Here is a 23,841-nt window from a genome sequence, read left to right as displayed (position 1 = left end):
CAAGGTCGCGTCAAGGCCCCGGGCCGGTATGCCGTGCCCCTCACCCCGGGTGCCGCGGCGGCACCGGGCCGCCGCAGGACCGGGGCCGGGCTCAGTCGCGTCCGGTCAGCGACCAGGCGTCCTCGTCGTCGGCCTCGACCTCTTCGTAGCCCTCGGGGGCCAGCGAGTCACGGGTCGGGCCGCCGAGCGGGGCCGGCGCCTCGGCGGTCTTGGCCTGGTCGAACACCGGCTCGGGGTCGGGCACCTCGTCGCCGCGCATCAGCGCCAGGGTGGTCGGCAGGTCCTCGGCCTTGACGAGCACGTCGCGCGCCTTGGAGCCCTCAGAGGGGCCGACGACGCCACGCGACTCGAGCAGGTCCATGAGCCGGCCGGCCTTGGCGAAGCCGACGCGCAGCTTGCGCTGGAGCATCGAGGTCGACCCGAACTGCGTGGTGACCACCAGCTCGGTCGCCTGCAGCAGCAGGTCGAGGTCGTCGCCGATGTCGTCGTCGACCTGCTTCTTGGCCGCCACGACGGTGACGTCCTCGCGGTAGTTGGGCTTGAGCTGCTCGGTGACGTGGGCGACGACCTGCTCGATCTCGGACTCGGTCACCCACGCGCCCTGGACGCGCATCGGCTTGCTCGCGCCCATCGGCAGGAACAGCGCGTCACCCTGGCCGATGAGCTTCTCGGCGCCCGGCTGGTCCAGCACGACCCGGGAGTCGGCCAGCGAGGAGGTCGCGAACGCCATGCGCGAGGGCACGTTGGCCTTGATCAGGCCGGTGACCACGTCGACCGACGGACGCTGCGTCGCGAGCACCAGGTGGATGCCGGCGGCGCGGGCGAGCTGGGTGATGCGGACGCTCGACTCCTCGACGTCGCGGGGGGCGACCATCATGAGGTCGGCGAGCTCGTCGACGATGACCAGCAGGTAGGGGTAGGGCTGGATCACCCGCTCCGAGCCGGGCAGGGGCTTGACCTTGCCGGCCTTGACCGCCTTGTTGAAGTCGTCGACGTGCTTGTAGCCGAACGCCGCGAGGTCGTCGTAGCGGGTGTCCATCTCGCGCACGACCCACTGCAGCGCCTCGGCGGCCTTCTTGGGGTTGGTGATGATCGGCGTGATCAGGTGCGGGATGCCCTCGTAGCCGGTGAGCTCGACGCGCTTGGGGTCGACCAGCACCATGCGCACCTCATCGGGGGTGGCGCGCATGAGGATCGAGGTGATCATCGAGTTCACGAAGCTGGACTTGCCGGCTCCGGTGGCGCCGGCGACCAGCAGGTGCGGCATCTTGGCGAGGTTGGCGATGACGTAGCCGCCCTCGACGTCCTTGCCGACGCCCATGACCATCGGGTGCTCGTTGTTGCGCGCGGTCTGGCTGCGCAGCACGTCGCCGAGGCTGACCTTCTCGCGGTCGGTGTTGGGGATCTCGATGCCGATCGCGGACTTGCCCGGGATCGGGCTGAGGATGCGCACGTCGGCCGAGGCGACGGCATACGCGATGTTCTTGGAGAGCGCGGTGACGCGCTCGACCTTGACGCCGGGGCCGAGCTCGACCTCGTAGCGGGTCACCGTGGGCCCGCGCATGAACCCGGTGACCTGGGCGTCGATCTCGAACTGTTCGAGCACCTCGGTGAGCGACTCGACGACCTTGTCATTGGCGGCGCTGCGGGTCTTGTGCGGCGAGCCCGGGGCCAGGATCGCGTTGTCGGGCAACGTGTAGGTCACGTCGCCGGCGAGGGCGAGCTGCTCGACGCGCTGCGGCAGCGGGCTGGTGGGCGGCGGCTCCAGCGGGGCCTTGGCGGGCACGGCAGCCGCGCCGGCGGCGGGAGCAGCTGAGGCACCGGCTCGGGCGGAGGCGAGCGCCGCGGCCGCGGCGTCCTCCCCCGGCGCGAGCGTGCCGGGCGGGGTGGGCCGCTTCTCCCCCGGCCGGTAGCCCTTGGCCCTGGCCTCGCGGGCCACGATCGCGGCCTGCTCGAAGGCCTCGTCCCCGTCCAGGCCCCCGTCGGCGACAGCCCGGCGGCGGCGCGGCCTGGGCTGCGGCTCGGGTTCGGGCTCCGGCTCGGGCTCGGGCTTGCGGTGCAGGGCCCAGTCGCGCAGCTCGCCCAGCCGGGTCGGCACCATGTGGACCGGCGTGGCGGTGGTCACCAGCAGCCCGAAGGCCCCCAGCAGCAACAGGATCGGCACCGCGCCGTAGACGGTGACGCCCGCGACGACCGGGCTCGAGGCGAGGAAGCCGATGATGCCGCCGGCCTCGCGCATCGAGGGCGCCCCGTCGGACGGGCTCGGCACCCCGGCGGAGATGTGCACCAGGCCGGCAGCGGAGAAGGCCAGGGCCGTCAGGCCGATGCCGATGCGGTTGGTCGAGGAGGCCTCGTCGGGGGCGCGCAGCAGGCGCAGCCCCAGCAGGATCAGGACGATCGGGACGGCCAGGCCGACCCGGCCGAAGGTGCCGGCCACCACGGCGTGGACCACGTCGCCGACCGGACCGCGCAGCGCCCACCACTCGCGCGCGGCCACGATGATGGCCAGGGCGATGAGCGCGAAGCCGACGCCGTCGCGACGGTGCTCCGGCTCGAGCTCACGCGCGCTGTGGCCGACCTTGCGGACCGTGCCGCCGGCCAGGTGGGCCACGCCCATCCACGCACCACGCACGGCGCGCACCGGCCAGGGCAGGGTGGCCGCCCGGGGCGCGGGCTTGCGCGGCGCCGGCTTGCGGGCAGCAGGCTTGCGGGCGGCGGGCTTGCGATTGGCCGCAGGCGTCCGCGCCGCCGGGCGCGCGGCGCCGCCGCGTCCCGAGGAGCTCGAGCGCGAGGAGGAGGTCGTCCGGGTCGCCACCTTCGCAGGCTACGCGATCGCCCCGACGACATCACGCGTCACACGCGCCCCGGCCTCCGGCGCGTCGCGTGGCGGGCGCCCGTCACCGGGGCTGCTCCCGGCTGCCGCCCCGGTCGCCAGGTCTCACATCCCGGGACATCACTCCCGAAAGGTGGGCAGGCCCGCGCCGGCGCCGCTACGGTCGAGCCCAGGTCATGAGTGCCAGCGTCAAGCCCCGGCTTGCTGGCCGGCAACCCTCCTGTCGCGGCGGGGTGCTCCGGGTGACGACCCGGTCGGCCCGCGCCCGCGGTGCCGGCAAGCGCGGACCGGCGAGCCCGAAGGCCTCGATGGTCCACCGGACCACCGAGGAGTGAGCTTCGTTGTCGATCGCCACCATCAGCCGGACCCACCACCAGGCGCCCGCCCCCGCCCCGCGGGACCACCTGCGCCCCGTTCCCGCGCTGCCGCAGGACCTCCTGACGCCGCTGCCGCGCACCGTGGCCGCCGACCTGGGCGTGCCCACGCTGCACCGGACGGTCGTGGACTACGCCAACTTCGACCACGCGGCGAGCACCCCGGCACTGGAGTCCGTCCAGGCCGCGGTCGATGCCGCGCTGCGCACCTACTCCTCGGTGCACCGCGGCAACGGCTACGCCTCGAAGGTGACCAGCGCGTGGTACGAGCAGGCCCGCGAGCAGGTGGCCTCCTTCGTCGGGGCGCGCGAGGAGGACCTGGTCGTCTTCACCCGCAACACCACCGACTCGCTCAACCTCCTGGCACGGGCGCTGCCCCGGCGCACCACGACGTTCGTCTTCGAGTCCGAGCACCACGCGGCGCTGCTGCCCTGGGACGAGCGGCGAACCGTGCGCCTGCCCGTGCCCGGCAGCGTGGCGGACGCCCTGGTGCTGCTCGAGGAGGCGCTGGCCGAGCACGCCCGGTCCAGCGACGGACCACGGCTGGTCGTGGTCACCGGAGCATCCAACGTCACCGGTGAGCTGTGGCCCGTGGAGCGGGTCACCGAGGTCGCCCGCCGGTATGCCGCGCGCGTGGCCCTGGACGCCGCGCAGCTCGCCCCGCACCGGCGCATCGACCTGGACGCGCTTGACGTGGACTACGTGGCGTTCTCCGGGCACAAGCTCTACGCCCCCTTCGGTGCGGGCGTCCTGGTCGGCCGGGCCGACTGGCTCGACGCGGCGGCGCCCTACCTGCGCGGCGGTGGGGCGACGGCACGGGTCAGCGAGCGTGAGGTGCAGTGGAGCCAGGGGGCGGCCCGGCACGAGGCGGGCAGCCCCAACGTCATCGGCGCGATCGCCCTGGCCGCCGCGTGTGCCACGGTCGAGGCCCACCGTGACGCGATCGAGGCCCACGAGTCGGCCCTGGCGCAGCGCCTGCAGTCCGGGCTCGCCGTCATCGAGGGCGTGACCACGTGGTCGGTGTTCGGTGAGGAGCACGACCGGGTGGGGGTGGTGACCTTCACGGTGGACGGCGTCGACAGCTCACTGGTGTCGGCGTCGCTGTCGGCCGAGCACGGGATCGGCGTGCGGGACGGCAAGTTCTGTGCGCACCTGCTCGTGGACGCCCTGCTCGACGGTCCGGGCGCCCCGGCGACCGCGGTGCGCGCCAGCGTCGGGCTCGCCAACACGTTGGAGCACGTCGACCGGTTGGTGTCGGCGGTGCGCCGGCTGGCGGAGCAGGGACCGGCCTTCGACTATGCGCTGACCGACGCCGGCTGGGAGCCGGTGCACGACCCGCGCGACCTGTCCCTGCCCCGCCCCTGGTGAGCGAGGCCCGTCACGGGTGACGGGTGCGGTGCGGCTTGGGCAGCGGGTTGCGGACGCCGGCCGGCCAGGTCTCGATCGGGTCGTCCCACTCGCGGCTGCGGTGGGTGTCGGCGCCGAAGCGCGGGGCCAGGACGGCGATGACGACGAGTGCGGCAAACATGATGAGGAGTTCCATGGCAGAAATCATGCGCTTGACCTGATCCCTGCCACGAGTGGCAGAAATGTCATGAGACATCGATTTCCCGCCAGATCGGTGCCATGCTGGGGACATGCTCCGCGACGTCGCCGTGCCGGTCCTGCCGGACCTGTCCCCCTTCGAGCTCGGCGTGCTCTGCGAGGTGTTCGGTATCGACCGGACCGACCAGGGCGTGCCGAAGTTCGACTTCGCGATCTGCGCCGAGCAGCCCGGCGTGCCGATGCCGACCCGCACCGGCTTCTCGATCAGCGCCGAGCACGGCTTCGACCGGCTCGCCAGCGCCGACCTCATTGCCGTCCCGGCGATCGACACCGGCCCCTACCCCGAGGCCCTGCTGCAGGCCCTGCGTGACGCGGTCGCCCGCGGCGCCCGGGTCATGAGCGTGTGCTCCGGTGCGTTCGTGCTGGCCGCCGCCGGCGTGCTCGACGGGCGGCGCGCCACTACCCACTGGGCCCACGCGGACGACCTCGCCGCGCGGTACCCCCAGATCGACGTCGAGCTCGACGTCCTCTACGTCGAGGACGGCCCGGTGCTCACCTCGGCCGGCACCGCCGCCGGCATCGACGCCTGCCTGCACCTGGTCCGCCAGGAGCACGGCACCCGGGTCGCCTCGACCATCGCCCGGCGCATGGTCGTGCCCCCGACGCGCGACGGCGGCCAGCGGCAGTACGTCGAGTCACCCGTGCCCGAGGTCGGTGCCGACACCCTCCAGCCCGTGCTGGAGTGGGCCATCGAGCACCTCGACCAGGACCTGTCCATCCCCGCGCTGGCCCGGCGCGCACTGATGAGCGAGCGCACCTTCGCCCGTCGGTTCCGGGCCGAGACCGGCTCGACGCCGCACCAGTGGGTCACCGGCCAGCGGGTGCTGCTGGCGCGCCGGATGCTCGAGACGACCGACGCCTCGGTCGAGCAGGTCGCCGCTCGGACCGGCCTGGGCACGGCGGCGATCCTGCGCCACCACTTCACCCGCATCGTCGGCACGTCCCCGCAGTCCTACCGGCGCACCTTCTGCACCCTGAGCGCCTGAGGCGGGCACCCCGCATACCGGCCCGTGGCCGGGACTTGCGTTGGAGTGCACTCCAGCTCCTAGGGTCGAGGGCATGCAGGCGCTGAGCACCCGGCAGGCGGCCGACCGGGTCGGCCTGAGCCAGGACACGCTCCGGTGGTACGAGCGGATCGGTCTGCTGGACCGGGTCCCTCGCGGCAGTGACGGCCGGCGTCGCTTCGGCGAGCGCGACCTGACCTGGCTCACGCTCATCACCCGGCTGCGGGCCACCGGTATGCCGGTCGCGCAGATGCGGGAGTACGCCGAGCTCGTGCGCAGCGACTCGGGGATCGAGGAGCGCCTGGCGCTGCTGGAGGAGCACCGCGAGCGGATGGCCCGGCTGCGTGCCGACCTCGACGCCTGCTCCGGGCTGCTCGACACCAAGATCGACCACTACCGCCGCCTTGCGGCAGAACGGAACGACAGCGATGAAGCGAGTGAACCTCGGCGGGCTTGACGTCTCGGCCCAAGGCCTGGGCTGCATGGGCATGAGCGAGTGGTACGGCCAGGGCGACTGGGACGAGTCGGTCGCGACGATCCACCGGGCCATCGAGCTCGGCGTGACCTTCCTCGACACCGCCGACGTCTACGGCTCCGGCCACAACGAGGTGCTCGTCGGCCGGGCCATCCACGACCGGCGCGACCAGGTGCAGCTCGCGACGAAGTTCGGCATCGACCGCTCCGGCGGGGACCGGGCGCGCACCATCCGTGGCGACGCCGCCTACGTCCGGCAGTGCTGCGACGCCTCGCTGCTGCGACTGGGCGTCGAGACGATCGACCTGTACTACCTGCACCGTCCGCCGCAGAACGCCGAGATCGAGGAGACCGTCGGCGCGATGGCCGAGCTGGTCCAGGCCGGCAAGGTGCGCCACCTCGGCCTGTCCGAGGTCAACCACGACCTGCTGCGGCGGGCCCACGCGGTGCACCCGATCACCGCGGTGCAGTCGGAGTACTCCCTGTGGACCCGCGACCCCGAGACCGACGTCGTGGACACGCTGCGCGAGCTCGGCGTCGGCCTCGTGCCCTACTCCCCGCTCGGGCGAGGCTTCCTCACCGGCACGGTGGACCCGAAGTCGTTGGGCGAGAAGGACTTCCGCGGCTTCAACCCCCGGTTCACCGGTGACGCCGGTCAGGCCAACCAGCGCATCGCCGACGCCGTGAAGGCGGTCGCAGAGCGCAAGGGCGTGGCGCCCGCGCAGGTGGCGCTGGCGTGGGTGCACGGCCAGGCCGAGCGCCTGGGCGTCGCCCTCGCGCCGATCCCCGGCACCAAGCGCCGGAAGTGGCTCGAGCAGAACGTCGCCGCCCTTGACGTCACCCTCGACGCCCAGGACCTCGCCGAGCTCGACCCGCTGGGCGAGCAGGTGGTCGGCGCCCGCTACTGACGCCGGGACCGCTATGCCGCGCCGCCGCCGAGGCGGCCCGGCTCACCGCGGTGTCCCGTCAGGAAGTGAGGCCGGGGGTCAGGCCTCGATGACCATCGGGATGATCATCGGGCGCCGGCGCAGCTTGCCACCGACCCAGCCGCCGACCGTGCGGCGCACGATCTGCTGCAGCTGGTAGGTGTCACTCACGCCGTTGCCGGTCGCCTCGGCCAGCGCCTGCTCGATCTTGGGCAGGACCTGGTCGAACACCTCCTGGTCCTCGGCGAACCCGCGGGCCTGGATCTCCGGGCCCGCGGCAATCTTGCCGGTCGCCGCATCCATCACCACGATGATCGAGATGAAGCCCTCGTCACGCAGGATCCGGCGGTCCTTCAGCAGCGCCTCGGTGGTCTCGCCGACCGAGGAGCCGTCGACGTAGACATAGCCGCAGTCGACCGCGCCCACGACCCGGGCCTGGCCGTCGACCAGGTCGACCACCACGCCGTCCTCGGCCAGAACGACGTTCTCGCGCGGCACGCCGGTGGCCACCGCCAGGTCGGCGTTGGCCACGAGGTGGCGCCACTCGCCGTGGACCGGCATGACGTTGCGCGGCTTGACGATGTTGTAGCAGTAGAGCAGCTCGCCGGCGCTGGCGTGACCCGAGACGTGGACCTTGGCGTTGCCCTTGTGCACCACGTCGGCGCCGAGGCGCATCAGGCCGTTGATGACCCGGAACACGGCGTTCTCGTTGCCGGGGATCAGCGAGGAGGCGAGCACGACCGTGTCGCCCTCGCCGACGTTGATCCGGTGGTCGCGGTTGGCCATCCGCGACAGCGCGGCCATCGGCTCACCCTGGGAGCCGGTGCAGATCAGCACCACCTCGTCGTCGCGGTAGTCGTCGAGCTTCTTGACGTCGACCAGCACGCCATCGGGCACGTGCAGGTAGCCGAGCTCCTGGGCGATGCCCATGTTGCGCAGCATCGAGCGGCCGACCATGGCGACCTTGCGCTTGTTGGCGTAGGCCGCGTCGAGGACCTGCTGCACGCGGTGCACGTGGGAGGAGAAGCAGGCCACGATGATCCGGCGCTGCGCCTGCTGGAACACCCGGTCGATGGCCGGGGCGATGTCCTTCTCCGGCGTGGTGAAGCCGGGGACCTCGGCGTTGGTCGAGTCGGTCAGGAAGAGGGCGACCCCCTCCTCGCCGAGCCGGGCGAACGCCCGCAGGTCGGTCAGCCGGCCGTCGAGGGGCAGCTGGTCCATCTTGAAGTCGCCGGTGTGCAGCAGCGTGCCGGCCGAGGTGCGGATGGCGACCGCGAGCGCGTCCGGGATCGAGTGGTTGACCGCGACGAACTCGCAGTCGAAGGAGCCGAGCTGCTCGCGCTGCCCCTCCTTGACGCCCAGGGTGTAGGGCGTGATCCGGTGCTCCTTGAGCTTGGCCTCGACCAGGGCCAGGGTCAGCTGCGAGCCGACCAGCGGGATGTCGACCTTGAGGCGCAGCAGGAACGGCACCGCGCCGATGTGGTCCTCGTGGCCGTGGGTCAGCACGATCGCGTCGACGTCGTCGAGGCGGTCCTGGATGTAGCTGAAGTCCGGCAGGATCAGGTCGACGCCGGGGTGGTGGTCCTCGGGGAAGAGCACGCCGCAGTCGACGATGAGCAACCGGCCGTGGTGCTCGATCACGGTCATGTTGCGGCCGACCTCGCCGAGTCCGCCGAGCGCGACGACGCGGACGCCGTCCTCTGCGAGCGGCGGCGGGGTGGTCAGCTCGGGGTGGGGATGACTCAAATCAGTCCTGACTGTTCAAGACCGGACCGCACGGCGGCGGCCTGGTCGTCGGTGGCTGCGACCAGCGGCAGGCGCACGGCAGCCGAGGCGATGACGCCCAGCTCCTTCAGTGCGGCCTTGGCCATGATCGCGCCCTGGGTGATGTTCATGACGGCGTCGACCGCGGGGATCAGGCGCCGGTGGATGTCGATGGCCCGCGGCAGGTCCCCCCGACCCACGGCGGCGACCATCTCGGCATACAGGTCTCCTGCGACGTGCCCGACCACGCTGACCACGCCCACAGCGCCCTGCGCGAGGTGCGCCAGGTTGATCACGTCGTCGCCGGAGTACCACTGCAGGTCGGTGGCGGCCATGACCTTGCTGGCCGCGAAGAGGTCGCCCTTGGCGTCCTTGACCGCCGTGATCCGCTCGTGCTCGGCCAGGCGCAGCATCGTCTCGGTGTGGATCGGGATGCCGGACCGGCCCGGGATGTCGTAGACCATGACCGGCAGGTCGGTGGCGTCGGCAACCGCGCGGAAGTGGGCGAGGACGCCCTCCTGCGGGGGCTTGTTGTAGTACGGCGTCACCACGAGCAGCCCGTGCGCGCCGGCCTTGGCTGCGGCCTGCGCGCTCTCGACCGAGTGGGCCGTGTTGTTGGTGCCGACGCCGGCCACGACGCGCGCCCGGTCGCCGACCGCCTCGACGACCGCGCGGAGCAGGTCGACCTTCTCCTGGTCGGTGGTCGTCGGGGACTCTCCGGTGGTGCCACTGACGACGAGGCCGTCGTTGCCGTGCTCCACCAGGTGCGAGGCCAGCCGCTGCGCGCCCTCGAGGTCGACGGAGCCGTCGGGGTGCATCGGGGTGACCATGGCGGTCAGGACGGTGCCGAAGTGGGGCGTGTCGGGCATGAGGTGAGGCTATCGCCTCCGGTATGCCGGGTGCGGCGCCGCCCGCACGCGGCGCACCGCCGCGTCCGCCGGTCCGGGGTCGGCCCCCGGTGTTAGGTTGCCACCGTGCGGCAGTACCTCGACCTCCTCGACCACGTCCTGACCCACGGCACGCCCAAGGGCGACCGCACCGGCACCGGCACGCTGAGCGTGTTCGGCCACCAGATGCGCTTCGACCTCTCCGAGGGCTTCCCTGCGGTGACGACCAAGCGGCTGCACCTGAAGTCCGTGGTCGGGGAGCTGCTGTGGTTCCTGCGCGGGTCCACCAACGTGCGCTGGCTGCAGGAGCAGGGCGTGAGCATCTGGGACGAGTGGGCCGACGAAGACGGCGAGCTCGGCCCGGTCTACGGCTACCAGTGGCGCTCCTGGCCCACTCCCGGTGGCGGTCACGTCGACCAGATCGCCCAGGTCATCGACTCCATCCGCACCAACCCCGACTCGCGGCGGCACATCGTCAGCGCCTGGAACGTCGCCGACCTCGGGCAGATGGCGCTGCCGCCGTGCCACACGCTGTTCCAGTTCTACGTCGCCGACGGCCGGCTCTCCTGCCAGCTCTACCAGCGCTCGGGCGACATCTTCCTCGGCGTGCCGTTCAACATCGCCTCCTACGCCCTGCTGACGCACATGGTGGCCCAGGTCTGCGAGCTCGAGGTCGGCGACTTCGTGCACACCCTCGGCGACGCCCACCTCTACACCAACCACGTCGAGCAGGCTCGGGAGCAGCTGACCCGCGAGCCACGGCCGCTGCCGACCCTGCGGCTGAACCCCGAGCGCAAGGGCATCGACGAGTTCGAGATGGGCGACGTCGAGCTGGTCGGCTACGACCCGCACCCGGCCATCAAGGCCCCCATCGCCGTATGAGCGTCACCCTTCTCGCCGCGGTCGGGGCCAACCGCGTCATCGGTCGCGACAACGACCTGCCGTGGCGGCTGCCGGAGGACCTGGCCCACTTCAAGACGGTGACCATGGGCCACACCCTGGTCATGGGCCGGCGCACGTTCGACTCGATCGGCCGGCCGCTGCCGGGCCGGCGCATCGTGGTGGTCACCCGGCAGCCGGACTGGTCGCGCGAGGGCGTGGCCGTGGCCCACTCGCTGCCGGAGGCGCTGCGCATCGCGGTCGCCGACGGTGACACCGAGGTCTTCGTCGTCGGCGGAGGGCAGATCTACGCCGAGGCGCTGCCGGTGGCCACGCGCCTGCTGCTCACCGAGGTCGAGCAGTCCCCCGAGGGCGACACGCTCTTCCCCGAGGTCGACGGCGCCGACTGGTCCGAGACCGCGCGTGACCAGCGCGAGGGCTTCGCGTTCGTCACCTACCAGCGCACCTGGCGCGACTGAGCCATGACTCACCGTGGGGGAGGCGGATGACCAGTTTCGTGGCCCGCATCATCGTCGGTGCGCTCGTGACGGGCCCGGTCACGGGAGGGCTGCTCGGCTGGTGCGTGGTGTCCGGGGGCGAGGGCAGCGGTGGTCCCGGGCTGGAGTCCGGCATCCCCCCGGGACTGGACGTCGGCCTGGGCGCCGGACTGCTCCTCGGGGCCCTGCTCGGCGTGGGGACCGCAGCCGTCACGGCCCGCCTCCTGGCCCGCGAGCCCCAGGTGGCCACCCGGCGCGTCGCCGGGCAGGGTGCGCTGACCACGGCAGTGGGCACCGCAGGCCTGGCCCTCCTCGCCCTGGCGGCCGACGCCGTCCTCACCGGCGGCGCGGGCGCCGCAGAGGTGAGGTTCTACCTCGGCTTCGGCCTCGTCGTGGCAGTCATCGCCACCCCTGTCGCGTTTGCCGTGACGCACTGGTCCGTCCGCCGCCTGAGAGCGGAGACGGCTCAGGCGTCGTAGTCCAGGGAGACCGCGTCGGTGACCGGGTGGGCCTGGCAGGCCAGCACGATCCCGGCCGCGACCTCCTCGGGCTCGAGGGCGTAGTTGCGCTCCATCCGCACCTCGCCGTCGACGACCCGCGCCCGGCAGGTGCCGCACACGCCGCCGGTGCAGCTGTACGGCGCGTCCGGGCGCGCCCGCAGCGTCGCCGCGAGGATGGTCTCCTCGCGCGAGGGCATCTCGATGACCGTCGAGCGGCCGTCGAGGTTGACCGTCACCACGGCCTCCGGCGGGGCACCGGGCTCGGCCTGCACGACCGGGCGAATGCCGGTGGGCTCCCCCGGCGCGTCGACGTGGAACACCTCGTGGTGCACGTGGTGGGGGTCGACACCCAACTCGCCGAGCAGCTCCCGCGACGTCTCGACCAGGCCGAAGGGCCCGCACAGGTACCACTCGTCGACGGTGTCGACCGGCAGGATCGTGGCGAACAGCCGCTCCAGCTTGTCGCGGTCGATGCGCCCGGTGAACAGCTCGACGTCCTGCGCCTCGCGCGAGAGGACGTTGATGAGGTGGAAGCGCCCGGGATAGCGGTTCTTGAGGTCCTCGAGCTCCTCGAGGAACATGATCGAGCTCGTCCGCCGGTTGCCCAGGACCAGGGTCGCCCGCGAGCGCGGCTCCTCCTCCAGCGCGGTGGACAGCAGCGAGATCACCGGCGTGATGCCGCTGCCCGCGGCCACCGCGACATGGTGCCGTATGCCGTCCGGCTCGGTCGGGCAGGTGAACCCACCGAGCGGGGTCATCACCTCGATCTCGTCACCGGGCTTGACCGACTCCCCCAGCCACGTCGACATCAGGCCGCCGTCGACCCGGGCCGCCGCGACGCGGACCTGACCGCGGCGCAGCGCCTCGGACCGCGGCAGGCAGATGGAGTAGGAGCGGCGCACGTCCTCGCCGTTGATCGTCGCGCGCAGCGTCAGGTGCTGGCCCGGCTCGAAGGCGAACTCCGCGGCCCGGTCCCCGGGCACGTCGAAGGACACCGCGACGGCGTCGTCGGTGAGCCGCTCGACGTCGGCGACGGTGAGGGTGTGAAAGCGGGCGCGCGGGCGCGCCGGCTTGCTGATCAGGCCGGCCACTCAGATCGCCTTGAACTCGTCGAACGGCTCGCCGCAGGCGGTGCAGCGCCGCAGCGCCTTGCAGGCGGTGGACCCGAAATGGGAGATCTCCTCGGTGGCCGAGGACCCGCACCGCGGGCAGGCCACCTGGCGCACGGACAGGCCGACGCCGACCGGCCCGGCGGCCGCCGCGCGCTGGCCGGGCGGGGCGATGCCGAACTCGGCGAGCTTGGCCCTGCCCTCCTCACTCATCCAGTCGGTGGTCCACGCGGGGGCCAGCCTGGTGGTGACCGAGGCGGTGTAGCCCTCGCGGGCGGCGACGTGCTCGATCCGCACGCGGATGGCGTCCATCGCCGGGCAGCCGGAGTAGGTCGGGGTGATCACGACCTGCACGAGGTGCTCGGCCTCGTCGACCGTGACCTCGCGCAGGATGCCGAGGTCCTCGATGGTGACCACCGGGACCTCCGGGTCGGGCACGTCCGCGATGGCCCGGCCGACCAGCGTGTCGAGGGCCCGCGAGGCGGGCAGGTCGAGGGTGACCCCGGCCTCGGGGGCGGTCAGGTCGGTCGTGGTCACGGGCAGGACGGTGCTCACCAGGTCGCTCCGGGGTGGGATCGGGCGATGTGCTGCATCTCCGCCAGGAGGTAGCCCATCGGACGGGAGTGGATGCCGTCACGACCGCCACGGGAGCGCCAGGTCGACTGCTCGGGCAGCACGAGCGTGGCCTGCGAGACCACGCGGCTGACGTAGGCAAAAGCATTGTCCCACAACGACTTTGGGCGTGCACCGACGCCGGCCTCGGCGGCGGCGACGCTCACCGGGTCGTCGTCGAACAGCTCGGCGACGTAGGGCGCGACACGGGTCAGCGCGTCCTGCATCCGCTCGTGTGACTCGGCCGTGCCGTCGCCGAGGCGCAGGACCCACTGGGTCGCGTGGTCGCGGTGGTAGTCGACCTCCTTGACGGCCTTGAGCGCGACGCCCTGCACGACCTCGTCCGCGGAGGTGGCCAGCACGGCATACAGCTCGGCCTGGTAGGCGGAGAACCACAGCAGGCGCGCCATCTCGAAGCCGAAGTCGCTGCGCTCCTGCTCGACGAGGTGGACGTTGCGGAACTCGCGCTCGTCGCGGAAGTAGGCCAGGTCGTCCTCGCTGCGGCCGGTGCCGTCGAGCGAGCCGGCGTGGCTGAGCAGCACCCGCGCCTGGCCCAGCAGGTCCAGGCCGATGTTGCCCAGGGCCATGTCCTCCTCGATCTGCGGGGCGCGGCTGATCCACTCCCCCAGGCGCTGGGCGTAGACGAGGGCGTCGTCGCCGAGCTGGAGGGCGTAGCGGGCGGTGAGCTGGGAGGCGGTGAGGTCCGTCGTGGGGGTGCTCATAGGTACTCGACGTCCTCGGGCACGTCGTAGAAGGTCGGGTGGCGGTAGACCTTGTCGGCCGCCGGGTCGAAGAACGAGTCACGCTCGTCGGGGCTGCTCGCGGTGATGTCGCTGGAGCGCACCACCCAGATCGAGACGCCCTCCTGGCGGCGGGTGTAGAGGTCGCGGGCGTTGCGTAGCGCCATCTGCGCGTCGGGGCCGTGCAGCGAGCCGACGTGGACGTGGGAGAGCCCGCGCTTGCCGCGCACGAAGACCTCCCACAGCGGCCAGCTGCGCTCGGGCGTCACCGGCACGGCGTCGCCGGAGCGGTCGTTCGGGGTCGGGATGCTCATGCAGCGCTCTCCTCGGCGTGGGCGCGGGCCTGCTTCGCGGCATATGCGTTGGCGGCCTCGCGCACCCACGCACCGTCCTCGTGGGCGCGGACGCGCCAGCTGACCCGCTCGGCGTTGCACGGGCCGTCGCCGCGCAGCACCCGCCAGAACTCGTCCCAGTCGATCGGGCCGAAGTCCCAGTGGCCGGTCTCCTCGTTGAAGCGCAGGTCGGGGTCGGGCAGCGTCAGGCCGAGCTTCTGCGCCTGCGGGACGGTCATGTCGACGAACTTCTGGCGCAGGTCGTCGTTGCTGAACCGCTTGATGCCCCACGCCATCGACTGCTCGGTGTGCCCGCCCTTGGCGGCCTCACCGGTGTCCGGCGGGCCGAACATCATCAGCGCCGGCCACCACCAGCGGTCGGCGGCGTCCTGGGCCATGGCCTTCTGGGCGTCGGTGCCCCGGGTCAGCGTCCACAGGATCTCGAAGCCCTGCCGCTGGTGGAACGACTCCTCCTTGCAGACCCGGATCATCGCGCGGGCGTAGGGGCCGTAGGAGCAGCGGCACAGCGGCACCTGGTTCATGATCGCGGCGCCGTCGACGAGCCAGCCGATCGCCCCGCAGTCGGCCCAGGTCAGGGTCGGGTAGTTGAAGATCGAGGAGTACTTCTGCCGGCCGGTGTGCAGCATGTCGAGCAGCTCGGCCCGGTCGATCCCGAGGGTCTCGGCGGCGCTGTAGAGGTAGAGCCCGTGGCCGGCCTCGTCCTGCACCTTGGCCATGAGGATGGCCTTGCGGCGCAGGCTCGGCGCGCGGGTGATCCAGTTGCCCTCGGGCTGCATGCCGATGATCTCGGAGTGCGCGTGCTGGGCGATCTGGCGGATCAGGGTCTTGCGGTAGGCCTCGGGCATGTCGTCGCGCGGCTCGATGCGCTGGTCGGCGGCGATCAGCGCATCGAAGTCCGGCCCCACCTCGCCGCGCCGGTCCACGTGCGCAGCGGCCTGCTCCACGTCGCCGGACTCGGCGGCGTTGAGCGGCGCGTCGGGGTCGACGAAGTCGTTGCCATACATGGTTCCAGTATGACGATGTGTTACACGTCGGCGCAATCCTGCCGACTTGGTGTCACACGATTGGCCGGTGCGAGGATGGGCCCATGCCCCACGACCACGCCCACGAGCACCTGCACGAGCCCCAGCCGGGCGGCATCGTCGCCGACGCCAGCGTGCGCCTGGCCCGGGTGAGCGACGCCCCGGCCGTCGGGCTGGTCCAGGCCGCCGTGTGGCGCGAGTCCTACGCCGACGTGCTGCCGCCGGAGGTGCTCCACCAGTTCGAGGGGCCGGCGTTCGCCCGCGTGTGGCGCGACTCCCTCGCCTCGGCACCGACACCGCAGCACCGGCTGCTGGTCGCCTGCGCCGGAGAGCAGGTCGTCGGGTTCGTCGCGGTGGGGCCGTCCGCCGACCCGGACGGCGGCGGCACCTCGGGTGAGGTGCTGGCGATGGGCGTCCACCCCGAGGCCCGGGGCGCGGGGCACGGCTCCCGGCTGCTCAACGCCGCCGTCGACACGCTGCGCGGCGGGGGGTTCGAGCGCATGGTCATCTGGCTGCTCCAGGAGGACGAAGGCGGCCGCGAGTTCCTGCTCGCCTCGGGCCTGGCGCCCGACGGCGCCTGGCGCGACCGGGTCGTCGACGCCGACGGCGGGACGGTGCGCGAGGTGCGCCTCGTCGCCGACCTCGGCGCGCCGTGAACGACCTGCACCCACGCCGGCAAAACCAGGTCGTCCGCCAGAGCCTGTCCGTCGGCCTCGCCACCGGCGCCTACGGCGTCAGCTTCGGGGCGCTCGCGGTCGCCTCGGGGCTGAGCCTGTGGCAGACCATGGCCCTGTCGACGCTGCTGTTCTCCGGGGGCTCCCAGTTCGCGATCGTCGGCATCGTGGCCGCCGGCGGCTCCGGGGTGGCCGCCGTCGCCACGTCCTCGATGCTGGGCCTGCGCAACAGCCTCTACGCCCTGCAGGTCTCGCGGCTGCTCGACGTCCGGGGCCTGCGCCGGGTCGCCGCGGCGCAACTGACCATCGACGAGTCGACGGCGGTGGCCGTCGGCCAGCCCGAGCGCCAGGCCAGCCGCCTCGGCTTCTGGGTCACCGGGGTGACGATCTTCGTCCTGTGGAACCTCGCCACGCTGGCCGGCGCGCTCGTCGGGGACGCGCTTGGCGACCCCCGGGCCTACGGCCTGGACGCCGCAGCCTCGGCCGCCTTCCTGGCCCTGTTGTGGCCGCGGCTGCGCTCCCGCGAGGCGCAGGCCGTGGGCGTCGCGGCCGCAGTGATCGCCCTGCTCCTGGCGCCGCACTCCCCCGCCGGGGTCCCGGTGCTGGTCGCCGCCATCACCGCCGTGGTCGCCGGGGTGCGCCCCCGCCGCGAGCGGGAGGTGCCGGCATGACGCTGTGGGCCACCGTGCTGACCGCCAGCGCCGCGGCGTTCGGGCTGAAGTACGCCGGGCACGTCGTGCCACACCACTGGCTCGAGGGCCCGCGCACGCGGCGCATCACCGGACTGCTGCCGGTCGCCCTGCTCGCCGCCCTCGTGGCGGTGCAGACCTTCACCTCCGGGCACGCCCTCGGCCTCGACGCACGGGCGGCCGGGGTCGGCGTCGCCGTCGTCGCGCTGCTGCTGCGCGCACCGTTCCTCGTCGTGGTGGTGCTCGCCGCGGCGACCGCGGGCGCCCTGCGCGCTGTCGGCCTCGCCGCCTGACGGGGGCCTGACGGGCGAGCTCGCTGGGGCCCGTTATCCCTGGCAAGGGCACCACACACACGACCTACGTCGGCGCACCTTCTGCTCGATCTGGCGCCCAAACGGGCGCGACGTCGATCGAGCGTGCGGGTGCCAACCGGGTCAGGCGGAGCGGCTCCCCCGCCACGCCCGCACGGCGGCGCGGTAGGCGCGCTGCTCGGCGCCCCGCTCCCCCGCCTGGCGGTGGGCCTCGGCCTCGACGAGGTGGGCCCGCCATGCGTCGTCCTGCGGTCCCGCCGGCTCGCCCTGCTGCTGCATCATCGCCGAGCCGTCACGGGCGAACAGCACCAGCCGCCAGATCGCCCACAGCGCCACCACGGGCATGAGCACGACGGCGACACCCAGAAGGATCGGCACGACCCGGCCACCGCTGTCGGTGACGAGGAGCACGCCCCGCCACCCGATGGTCACCGAGTAGAACGCCAGGACGACGAACAGCACGAGCGCGGTGATGCGCTCACGAGTCTTCTCGCGCAACGGATCAGGCCAGACCGAGGTAGTGCTCGAGCCCGACCGTCACGCCGGGGTGGTCGGCGACCTTGCGCACGCCCTCCAGCACGCCGGGCATGAAGCTCACGCGGTCGAAGGAGTCGTGCCGGATGGTCAGCAGCTCCCCGGTGCCCCCGAAGAGCACCTCCTGGTGCGCGACCAACCCCCGCAGCCGGAGCGCATGCACCGGTATGCCGTCCACGCGCGCCCCGCGGGCGCCGTCCGGGTCGTGCGTGGTCGCGTCCGGGACGTCGCCCAGGCCGGCCTCCCGGCGGGCGGCCCCGATCAGCGAGGCGGTCCGGGCGGCCGTGCCCGACGGGGCGTCGACCTTGTCGGGATGGTGCAGCTCGATGACCTCGACCGACTCGTAGAACCGGGCGGCCTGCTGGGCGAAGCTCATCATGAGGATGGCGCCGATCGCGAAGTTCGGGGCGATGAGCACGCCGACACCGGGCCGGGCGCCGACCTGGTCGCGCAGGGTGGCCAGCTTGTCCTCGCTCCACCCGGTCGTGCCGACGACGACGTGCACCCCCTGCTCCACGCAGTGCGCCACGTTGGCGGCCGAGGCGTCCGGGACCGAGAACTCGACGACCACGTCGGCGCCGGCGAGGTCGCCGAGGTCGTCCCCGTGGTCGTAGCGGCCCACGAGCTCGGTGTCCGCCGCGGCCTCGACCGCGCGGCACACCTCGGAACCCATGCGCCCGTCGGCGCCGATGACGGAGACCTTGATCGCGCTCACGCGGGCCAGCCTAGTGACCGGTCCGCGCCGCCCGGACGCCCGCCTGCCCGCCCGGCCTCCCGCCAGCACCCCGGGAGGCAGGGCGGGTCAGGACGGACCCACCCCCGACCCGTCCGGGGACGGCGTGATGCGGACGACGCCCCGGTCGAGGTCGACGCCCAGCGGAGGCGCACCGGCCTCGAGGTGCTCGCAGTCGAGCTCCCGTCGCCGCCGCTCGGCGACCACGTGGGTGAAGCCGGGGGCAAACAGGCTCGACAGCTCCTCGAAGGTCGCAGCCACCGCCGCGCCGTGCTCGTTCCGGAACACGCGTCCTCCCCTCTCCGGCTGCACCGTGTGCTCAGGATGCGCCCGGGTGCGGGGGCCTGTCACGCACCGAGGCCCGGCACCCCACGAGGGGGCACCGGGCCTCGGCGTCGTTCAGGAGGCGTCAGCCCTGCGCGGGCTCCTCGGCCTTGGCCTCACCGGCCGCGGCCTCGTCGCCCTCGGGCAGGACCGCGGCGAGCGAGAGCTTGCCACGCGGGTCGATCTCCTTGAGCTCGACCTGGACCTTCTGGCCCACCTTGACGACGTCGTCCACGGAGTCGATCCGCTTGCCGCCGACGAGCTTGCGCACCTCGGAGATGTGCAGCAGGCCGTCCTTGCCGGGCAGCAGCGAGACGAACGCCCCGAAGGTCGTCGTCTTGACCACCGTGCCGAGGAAGCGCTCGCCGACCTCGGGCATCTGCGGGTTGGCGATCGCGTTGATCGCCGCGCGCGCGGCCTCGGCCGACGGGCCGTCGGTGGCACCGATGTAGACGGTGCCGTCGTCCTCGATGGAGATGTCGGCGCCGGTGTCCTCCTGGATCTGGTTGATCATCTTGCCCTTCGGGCCGATGACCTCGCCGATCTTGTCGACCGGCACCTTCACCGTGATGACGCGAGGCGCGAACGGGCTCATCTCGTCCGGGGTGTCGATGGCCTCGGCCATGACGTCCAGGATGTGCAGACGGGCGTCACGGGCCTGGGTCAGCGCGCCGGCCAGCACCGAGGCGGGGATGCCGTCGAGCTTGGTGTCGAGCTGGATGGCCGTGACGAACTCGCGCGTGCCGGCGACCTTGAAGTCCATGTCACCGAACGCGTCCTCGGCGCCGAGGATGTCGGTCAGTGCGGCGTACTGCGTTTCGCCGTCGACCTCGTCGGAGACCAGGCCCATCGCGATGCCCGCGACCGGGGCGCGCAGCGGCACACCGGCGTTCATCAGCGCCAGGGTCGAGGCGCAGACCGAGCCCATGGACGTCGAGCCGTTGGAGCCGAGGGCCTCGGACACCTGACGGATCGCGTAGGGGAACTCCTCGCGGGTCGGAAGGACCGGCATGAGCGCGCGCTCGGCCAGGGCGCCGTGACCGATCTCGCGGCGCTTCGGCGAGCCGACGCGGCCGGTCTCACCGGTGCTGTAGGGCGGGAAGTTGTAGTTGTGCATGTAGCGCTTGCGCGTGGTCGGCGACAGCGTGTCGAGCTGCTGCTCCATGCGGAGCATGTTCAGTGTGGTGACGCCCATGATCTGGGTCTCGCCACGCTCGAAGATCGCCGAGCCGTGCACGCGCGGCAGGACCTCGACCTCGGCGCCGAGGGCGCGGATGTCGGCCAGGCCACGGCCGTCGATGCGGACCTTGTCGCGCAGGATCCGCTGGCGGACCAGCTTCTTCTGCACCGAGCGGTAGGCCGCCGACAGCTCCTTCTCGCGGCCCTCGAAGGACTCCGCGAGGGAGGCCTTCATCGCGTCCTTGATCTGGTCGAGACGGGACTCGCGCTCCTGCTTGCCGGCGATGGTGAGCGCCTGGGCGACGTCGGCGGAGACCGCAGCCTCGACCGCGGCGTACGCGTCGTCCTGGTAGTCCAGGAAGATCGGGAACTCCTGGACCTCCTTGGCGGACTTGCTCGCCAGCTCGGCCTGGGCCTCGCACAGGACCTTGATGAACTTCTTGGACGCCTCGAGACCCTCGGCCACGACCTCCTCGGTCGGAGCCTGCTTGCCCTCGTTCTTGACGAGGTTCCAGGTGGACTCGGTGGACTCCGCCTCGACCATCATGATCGCGACGTCGTCGCCGACGACCCGACCGGCGACGACCATGTCGAAGGTCGAGCGCTCGATGTCGGAGAAGTTCGGGAACGCCACCCACTGGCCGTCGATCAGCGAGACGCGGACGCCACCGATCGGGCCGCTGAAAGGCAGGCCGGAGATCTGGGTGGAGGCCGACGCGGCGTTGATCGCCAGCACGTCGTACTGGTGGTCGGGGTTGAGCGACAGCACCGTGATGACGACCTGGACCTCGTTGCGCAGGCCCTTCTTGAAGGTCGGGCGCAGCGGGCGGTCGATCAGGCGGCAGGTGAGGATCGCGTCGGTCGAGGGGCGGCCCTCACGACGGAAGAACGAGCCGGGGATCTTGCCCGCGGCGTACATGCGCTCCTCGACGTCCACCGTCAGCGGGAAGAAGTCGAACTGGTCCTTGGGGGACTTGCCGGCCGTGGTCGTCGACAGCAGCATCGTGTCGTCGTCGAGGTAGGCGGCAACGGCGCCGCCGGCCTGCTTGGCCAGGCGACCGGTCTCGAACCGGACCGTGCGGGTGCCGAACGAGCCGTTGTCAATGGTGGCTTCGGCGAACTGAATCTCTGGACCCTCCATTGGGCCCTCCTGTTCTCTCATTCACAAACACCACGTGCATCGTCGTTGTGCACGGGCTTCCTTCGTGAGCCCTGCCTGGGGCAGGTGCCCCCGGCACCGTATGCCGTGTGGCTGGGTCCGCGCGCGGGGCACGCGGGCCGGGCCCTTCATACGGGCCGCTCATGCGAAAGGAGGCGACCCGGACTCCGGTGCATCGGAGCGGGCCGCCTCCCTCACGTGAGACGTCTTATCGGCGCAGGCCGAGGCGCTTGATCAGCGAGCGGTAACGCTCGATGTCGGTCGCCTCCAGGTAGCGCAGCATGCGCTTGCGGCGGCCGACCAGCAGGAGCAGGCCGCGCCGGCTGTGGTGGTCGTGCTTGTGCTCGCGAGCGTGCTCGGTGAGGTCCTTGATGCGACGCGTGAGCATCGCGATCTGCACCTCGGGGGAGCCGGTGTCGCCCTCGTGGGTGGCGTATTCGGCGAGGATGTCCTTCTTCACAGCAGCGTCGAGGGCCACAGTGCTCCTTCTGGTGTCGTTGCGCGGTGCCACAGGGCTGGTTCACCTGGGCTCTCTCTGATCCGCGGCCGGTTCACGGCAGTCAGCAAGGTTAGCAGCGGGGTCGGGCGCCCCCCTAATCGCGGGGCGCCTGACGCCGCGGCAGTCAGCGGGAGACGGCGACGAGGGCGTCGACGAACGGCTGCACCCCGGTCTTCACCCGCTCGGTGTAGCTGACGCGGTTCCAGCCCTCCCAGTCGACCTGGAAGCCGGCCCGGCCCCCCGCACCGGCGTCGATGTCGACCCCGATGTCGTGGACCGCCACCCCGACCGGCAGCCCGCCTCGCGGGACGACCGCGGTCTTCGAGGACGGGTCGGCCAGCCCCAGCATCGACCAGGGCAGCCGCAGCGACAGGGTCCGCCCCTGCAGCTGCCACGTGGAGCGGTCGTCGAAGCCGGCGTCGGTGGGGGTCCAGCTGCCGCGGCGCAGGGTGCCGACGCTGAGGAACTCCGCGGGGGCGTCGATCCCGGTGACGGGCAGGTGGTAGGGCCGGTTGGTGGTCATCCGCTCCAGCGACCAGCCGTCGGCGTCCGCGGCGGGCACGGCGGCGGCGGGCAGGCCGTCGAGGCGCACCGGGTCGACGTCGCCGCGCACGAGCATGCGAGCGGTCCCCGCACGCGGGTCGACGGTGACGGCGTAGTCCTCGGCACCGGAGCCGGTGGAGCCCGGCAGCGGCAGGCCCCCGTCGACGAGGTCGAAGCCCACGCGCACCGGTGCCGTCGGCGCCTTCTCGAGCTCGACGGTGAGGTAGAGCCAGGACGCGCTGTGGTCGACCGCGACCTGCTGCACCCCGTGACGGGCCTCCCACGGCACCCGGCGGCCGACCCCGTTGGCGTCCTCGGCCAGCAGGCCGAAGTGCTGCTCGTTGGTCAGCGGGTCGTGCCAGAGCGCCCGGCGCTCGGAGTCCACCGGCGCCTGCCGGGGCAGGGTGTTCCAGGTGAACTTGAACCACTCGTCGGTCCAGGCGAAGAGCAGGCCGCCGGCCAGGCCGATCTGCTGGAACATGCGCAGCATCGAGGCGTCCGTCGCCAGCGCCTGCTGCTCGCTGTGGTCGCCCTGACTGCGGCCGTTGGTGCCCAGGTGGGCCGAGCCGAGCGAGGACGGCACGCCGAACTCGCTGACCATCATGGGCATGCCCTTGTGGTGGGCCTTGAGGTCGAGCAGGTAGGCCTTGTAGGCGTCGCCGACAGTCTGGTAGCCCGGCTGGTGCCGCTGGAAGTCCGGGTAGTACGGGTAGGCGTGGTAGCTGGCGAACGTGCCTCCGGGCCACGCCGCCGTCGGGAGCGAGTGGTTGGCGTCGACGCCGTCGAGGTCCTCGCGCGGCAGCGGCTCGGTCGGGTGGTGCAGCGGGTCGGCGGTCGGCCAGTTGACGTGGGCGATGGGCGCCGAGAGCCCGCGGGCGGCCTCGTCGGTGGCCATCTCGTCCATGCGGCCGGCGATCCATCGCTCGGTCGGGGTGGCGTCGGCGGTGTTGCGGAAGTAGCGGCCGCGGTGCAGCGGCTGGTCGGCGTTGTGCAGGTCGGAGTCGTGGATCGACTCGCCGTCCCACTCCACGCCCACGATCCACGCGGCCACCCACGGCGAGACGTCGGCCGTCCAGTTGCCGCTGGCCCGGCCGCGACGCACGTCCCGGTGCAGGGCGCCGTGGACGGCCGCGCTGGCGTCGCGCATCTCGGCGGTCATCGCCCTCGTCGGGCCGGGGTCGAAGAGGTTGTGGCTGTCCAGGTAGGACTCGTCGGGCAGGTAGACACCCTGGACGAGGTAGAGCGGCGCGGCGGCGTGGGCGAGGTTGTAGCGCAGCAGCTCCTGGTACATCGCCGGCGGGTGGATCGTGTAGACCCGCACCACGCGCACGCCCATCCGGCCCATGAGGTCGAACCAGCGCCGGTAGTCCTCGCGGGTGATCGCCAGCTCCCCAGGGCTGTGCCCCGGCGTCGTGCTGCCGAGGTTGACCCCGGACCAGAAGGTCACGTCACCATGCACGGTGTGCAGCAGGAGCTGGTCACCCCGCTGCTCCGCGACGGACCGCAGGGCGCCGTGGGGGGCCGGCTTCGGTGCCCACGACGGGCCGCCGGTCGGCGCGGGTCTGAAGCCCGCAGCCGCGACGGCACGGTCCTCGCCGCGGCAGCCGGCGAGGACCG

At 72.4% G+C, this 23,841-nt stretch carries 25 protein-coding genes and 1 riboswitch; of the genes, 10 read left to right on the top strand and 15 right to left on the bottom strand.

Features of this window, described 5'->3' with window-relative positions; translation table 11 throughout:
• Positions 1–91: 91 nt before the first annotated feature.
• Positions 92–2,815 (bottom strand): DNA translocase FtsK, encoded by a 2,724-nt coding sequence (locus ACXVGS_RS10170; RefSeq protein ID WP_458536915.1) that lies wholly within the window; start codon positions 2,813–2,815, stop codon positions 92–94.
• Positions 2,816–3,005: 190 nt separating this feature from the next.
• Positions 3,006–3,122, top strand: a riboswitch (SAM riboswitch).
• A 52-nt stretch (positions 3,123–3,174) separates the two neighbouring features.
• Between ACXVGS_RS10170 and ACXVGS_RS10165 the strand changes: the two genes are divergently transcribed.
• Positions 3,175–4,575 carry an aminotransferase class V-fold PLP-dependent enzyme gene (locus ACXVGS_RS10165; RefSeq protein WP_458533319.1) on the top strand — a complete coding sequence of 467 codons (1,401 nt, stop codon included), beginning with the start codon at positions 3,175–3,177 and terminating at the stop codon, positions 4,573–4,575.
• A 10-nt stretch (positions 4,576–4,585) separates the two neighbouring features.
• Here the strand turns inward: ACXVGS_RS10165 and ACXVGS_RS10160 are convergent, their stop codons facing one another.
• Positions 4,586–4,750 (bottom strand): hypothetical protein, encoded by a 165-nt coding sequence (locus tag ACXVGS_RS10160; protein ID WP_458530518.1) that lies wholly within the window; start codon positions 4,748–4,750, stop codon positions 4,586–4,588.
• A gap of 94 nt (positions 4,751–4,844) precedes the next feature.
• On the opposite strand from ACXVGS_RS10160, the gene ACXVGS_RS10155 reads away from it, so the two are divergent.
• The 3 genes from ACXVGS_RS10155 (at position 4,845) to ACXVGS_RS10145 (ending at position 7,198) form a co-directional block, all read left to right on the top strand.
• The gene (locus tag ACXVGS_RS10155) at positions 4,845–5,798 is read left to right on the top strand and encodes a helix-turn-helix domain-containing protein (RefSeq protein WP_458530517.1); all 954 of its coding nucleotides are present in this window, start codon (positions 4,845–4,847) and stop codon (positions 5,796–5,798) included.
• A 73-nt stretch (positions 5,799–5,871) separates the two neighbouring features.
• Positions 5,872–6,273, top strand: a complete 402-nt coding sequence (locus ACXVGS_RS10150) for a MerR family transcriptional regulator (protein ID WP_458530516.1) — start codon at positions 5,872–5,874, stop codon at positions 6,271–6,273.
• Complete coding sequence (locus tag ACXVGS_RS10145) at positions 6,245–7,198, top strand: aldo/keto reductase (RefSeq protein ID WP_458530515.1); 954 nt, start codon at positions 6,245–6,247, stop codon at positions 7,196–7,198. Before ACXVGS_RS10150 ends, ACXVGS_RS10145 begins: the two co-directional genes overlap by 29 nt.
• 78 nt (positions 7,199–7,276) lie before the next feature.
• Here ACXVGS_RS10145 and ACXVGS_RS10140 read toward each other — a convergent pair whose 3' ends face one another.
• Both ACXVGS_RS10140 and dapA read right to left on the bottom strand, forming a co-directional pair.
• On the bottom strand, positions 7,277–8,962 hold the full coding sequence (locus ACXVGS_RS10140) for a ribonuclease J (RefSeq protein ID WP_458536914.1): 1,686 nt from the start codon (positions 8,960–8,962) through the stop codon (positions 7,277–7,279).
• Positions 8,959–9,849 carry a 4-hydroxy-tetrahydrodipicolinate synthase gene (dapA, locus tag ACXVGS_RS10135; RefSeq protein ID WP_458530513.1) on the bottom strand — a complete coding sequence of 297 codons (891 nt, stop codon included), beginning with the start codon at positions 9,847–9,849 and terminating at the stop codon, positions 8,959–8,961. Before dapA ends, ACXVGS_RS10140 begins: the two co-directional genes overlap by 4 nt.
• A gap of 105 nt (positions 9,850–9,954) precedes the next feature.
• Between dapA and ACXVGS_RS10130 the strand changes: the two genes are divergently transcribed.
• From ACXVGS_RS10130 to ACXVGS_RS10120, 3 genes are read left to right on the top strand one after another with little or no spacing between them, the layout of a single operon-like run.
• The gene (locus tag ACXVGS_RS10130; protein ID WP_458530512.1) at positions 9,955–10,749 is read left to right on the top strand and encodes a thymidylate synthase; all 795 of its coding nucleotides are present in this window, start codon (positions 9,955–9,957) and stop codon (positions 10,747–10,749) included.
• Positions 10,746–11,225: a dihydrofolate reductase gene (locus ACXVGS_RS10125; protein WP_458536913.1), complete on the top strand. Its 480-nt coding sequence runs from the start codon at positions 10,746–10,748 to the stop codon at positions 11,223–11,225. Before ACXVGS_RS10130 ends, ACXVGS_RS10125 begins: the two co-directional genes overlap by 4 nt.
• Positions 11,226–11,251: 26 nt before the next feature.
• Entirely contained in the window at positions 11,252–11,722 is a 471-nt protein-coding gene (locus ACXVGS_RS10120) for a hypothetical protein (protein WP_458531701.1), read from the top strand.
• Here ACXVGS_RS10120 and paaE read toward each other — a convergent pair.
• From paaE to paaA, 5 genes are all read right to left on the bottom strand, one after another.
• A complete protein-coding gene (gene paaE / locus ACXVGS_RS10115; RefSeq protein ID WP_458530509.1) occupies positions 11,710–12,834 on the bottom strand; it encodes a 1,2-phenylacetyl-CoA epoxidase subunit PaaE in 1,125 nt (374 codons plus the stop codon). The two genes, ACXVGS_RS10120 and paaE, sit on opposite strands and share 13 nt — an antisense overlap.
• Positions 12,835–13,341, bottom strand: coding sequence for a 1,2-phenylacetyl-CoA epoxidase subunit PaaD (paaD, locus tag ACXVGS_RS10110; protein WP_458530521.1), 507 nt, complete (start codon positions 13,339–13,341; stop codon positions 12,835–12,837).
• Positions 13,342–13,403: 62 nt separating this feature from the next.
• The gene (gene paaC, locus ACXVGS_RS10105) at positions 13,404–14,186 is read right to left on the bottom strand and encodes a 1,2-phenylacetyl-CoA epoxidase subunit PaaC (RefSeq protein WP_458530508.1); all 783 of its coding nucleotides are present in this window, start codon (positions 14,184–14,186) and stop codon (positions 13,404–13,406) included.
• Positions 14,183–14,518, bottom strand: coding sequence for a 1,2-phenylacetyl-CoA epoxidase subunit PaaB (paaB, locus tag ACXVGS_RS10100; protein WP_458530507.1), 336 nt, complete (start codon positions 14,516–14,518; stop codon positions 14,183–14,185). The genes paaC and paaB overlap by 4 nt, the downstream gene beginning before the upstream one ends.
• Entirely contained in the window at positions 14,515–15,561 is a 1,047-nt protein-coding gene (paaA, locus tag ACXVGS_RS10095) for a 1,2-phenylacetyl-CoA epoxidase subunit PaaA (RefSeq protein ID WP_458530506.1), read from the bottom strand. Before paaA ends, paaB begins: the two co-directional genes overlap by 4 nt.
• Positions 15,562–15,644: 83 nt before the next feature.
• On the opposite strand from paaA, the gene ACXVGS_RS10090 reads away from it, so the two are divergent.
• From ACXVGS_RS10090 to ACXVGS_RS10080, 3 genes are read left to right on the top strand one after another with little or no spacing between them, the layout of a single operon-like run.
• Entirely contained in the window at positions 15,645–16,235 is a 591-nt protein-coding gene (locus tag ACXVGS_RS10090) for an N-acetyltransferase family protein (RefSeq protein WP_458531703.1), read from the top strand.
• The gene (locus ACXVGS_RS10085; protein WP_458533162.1) at positions 16,232–16,924 is read left to right on the top strand and encodes an AzlC family ABC transporter permease; all 693 of its coding nucleotides are present in this window, start codon (positions 16,232–16,234) and stop codon (positions 16,922–16,924) included. The genes ACXVGS_RS10090 and ACXVGS_RS10085 overlap by 4 nt, the downstream gene beginning before the upstream one ends.
• The gene (locus ACXVGS_RS10080; RefSeq protein WP_458536912.1) at positions 16,921–17,235 is read left to right on the top strand and encodes an AzlD domain-containing protein; all 315 of its coding nucleotides are present in this window, start codon (positions 16,921–16,923) and stop codon (positions 17,233–17,235) included. Before ACXVGS_RS10085 ends, ACXVGS_RS10080 begins: the two co-directional genes overlap by 4 nt.
• A gap of 141 nt (positions 17,236–17,376) precedes the next feature.
• On the opposite strand, the gene ACXVGS_RS10075 is transcribed toward ACXVGS_RS10080, so the two are convergent.
• From ACXVGS_RS10075 to ACXVGS_RS10050, 6 genes are all read right to left on the bottom strand, one after another.
• Entirely contained in the window at positions 17,377–17,751 is a 375-nt protein-coding gene (locus tag ACXVGS_RS10075) for a hypothetical protein (protein WP_458530502.1), read from the bottom strand.
• A 4-nt stretch (positions 17,752–17,755) separates the two neighbouring features.
• A complete protein-coding gene (gene dapB / locus ACXVGS_RS10070) occupies positions 17,756–18,502 on the bottom strand; it encodes a 4-hydroxy-tetrahydrodipicolinate reductase (protein WP_458533161.1) in 747 nt (248 codons plus the stop codon).
• Positions 18,503–18,589: 87 nt separating this feature from the next.
• Positions 18,590–18,808 carry a DUF6191 domain-containing protein gene (locus tag ACXVGS_RS10065; protein WP_458530500.1) on the bottom strand — a complete coding sequence of 73 codons (219 nt, stop codon included), beginning with the start codon at positions 18,806–18,808 and terminating at the stop codon, positions 18,590–18,592.
• A gap of 121 nt (positions 18,809–18,929) precedes the next feature.
• Positions 18,930–21,164, bottom strand: a complete 2,235-nt coding sequence (locus ACXVGS_RS10060) for a polyribonucleotide nucleotidyltransferase (RefSeq protein ID WP_458536911.1) — start codon at positions 21,162–21,164, stop codon at positions 18,930–18,932.
• Between the two features lie 226 nt (positions 21,165–21,390).
• The gene (gene rpsO / locus ACXVGS_RS10055; RefSeq protein ID WP_141787718.1) at positions 21,391–21,660 is read right to left on the bottom strand and encodes a 30S ribosomal protein S15; all 270 of its coding nucleotides are present in this window, start codon (positions 21,658–21,660) and stop codon (positions 21,391–21,393) included.
• A gap of 145 nt (positions 21,661–21,805) precedes the next feature.
• Positions 21,806–23,841 (bottom strand): hypothetical protein (locus tag ACXVGS_RS10050; protein WP_458536910.1); only part of this gene is annotated, 2,036 nt, incomplete at its 5' end.

This window comes from Oryzihumus sp., assembly GCF_054325275.1.
This window is presented reverse-complemented; position numbering and strand designations above follow the sequence as displayed.

What these genes read in the sequence shown, in the direction of transcription:
- ACXVGS_RS10160 (WP_458530518.1), bottom strand. Translation starts at nt 4,750, where the DNA reads ATGGAACTCCTCATCATGTTTGCCGCACTCGTCGTCATCGCCGTCCTG.
- ACXVGS_RS10155 (WP_458530517.1), top strand. Translation starts at nt 4,845, where the DNA reads ATGCTCCGCGACGTCGCCGTGCCGGTCCTGCCGGACCTGTCCCCCTTC.
- ACXVGS_RS10150 (WP_458530516.1), top strand. Translation starts at nt 5,872, where the DNA reads ATGCAGGCGCTGAGCACCCGGCAGGCGGCCGACCGGGTCGGCCTGAGC.
- ACXVGS_RS10145 (WP_458530515.1), top strand. Translation starts at nt 6,245, where the DNA reads ATGAAGCGAGTGAACCTCGGCGGGCTTGACGTCTCGGCCCAAGGCCTG.
- dapA (WP_458530513.1), bottom strand. Translation starts at nt 9,849, where the DNA reads ATGCCCGACACGCCCCACTTCGGCACCGTCCTGACCGCCATGGTCACC.
- ACXVGS_RS10125 (WP_458536913.1), top strand. Translation starts at nt 10,746, where the DNA reads ATGAGCGTCACCCTTCTCGCCGCGGTCGGGGCCAACCGCGTCATCGGT.
- ACXVGS_RS10120 (WP_458531701.1), top strand. Translation starts at nt 11,252, where the DNA reads ATGACCAGTTTCGTGGCCCGCATCATCGTCGGTGCGCTCGTGACGGGC.
- paaC (WP_458530508.1), bottom strand. Translation starts at nt 14,186, where the DNA reads ATGAGCACCCCCACGACGGACCTCACCGCCTCCCAGCTCACCGCCCGC.
- paaB (WP_458530507.1), bottom strand. Translation starts at nt 14,518, where the DNA reads ATGAGCATCCCGACCCCGAACGACCGCTCCGGCGACGCCGTGCCGGTG.
- paaA (WP_458530506.1), bottom strand. Translation starts at nt 15,561, where the DNA reads ATGTATGGCAACGACTTCGTCGACCCCGACGCGCCGCTCAACGCCGCC.
- ACXVGS_RS10090 (WP_458531703.1), top strand. Translation starts at nt 15,645, where the DNA reads ATGCCCCACGACCACGCCCACGAGCACCTGCACGAGCCCCAGCCGGGC.
- ACXVGS_RS10080 (WP_458536912.1), top strand. Translation starts at nt 16,921, where the DNA reads ATGACGCTGTGGGCCACCGTGCTGACCGCCAGCGCCGCGGCGTTCGGG.
- ACXVGS_RS10060 (WP_458536911.1), bottom strand. Translation starts at nt 21,164, where the DNA reads ATGGAGGGTCCAGAGATTCAGTTCGCCGAAGCCACCATTGACAACGGC.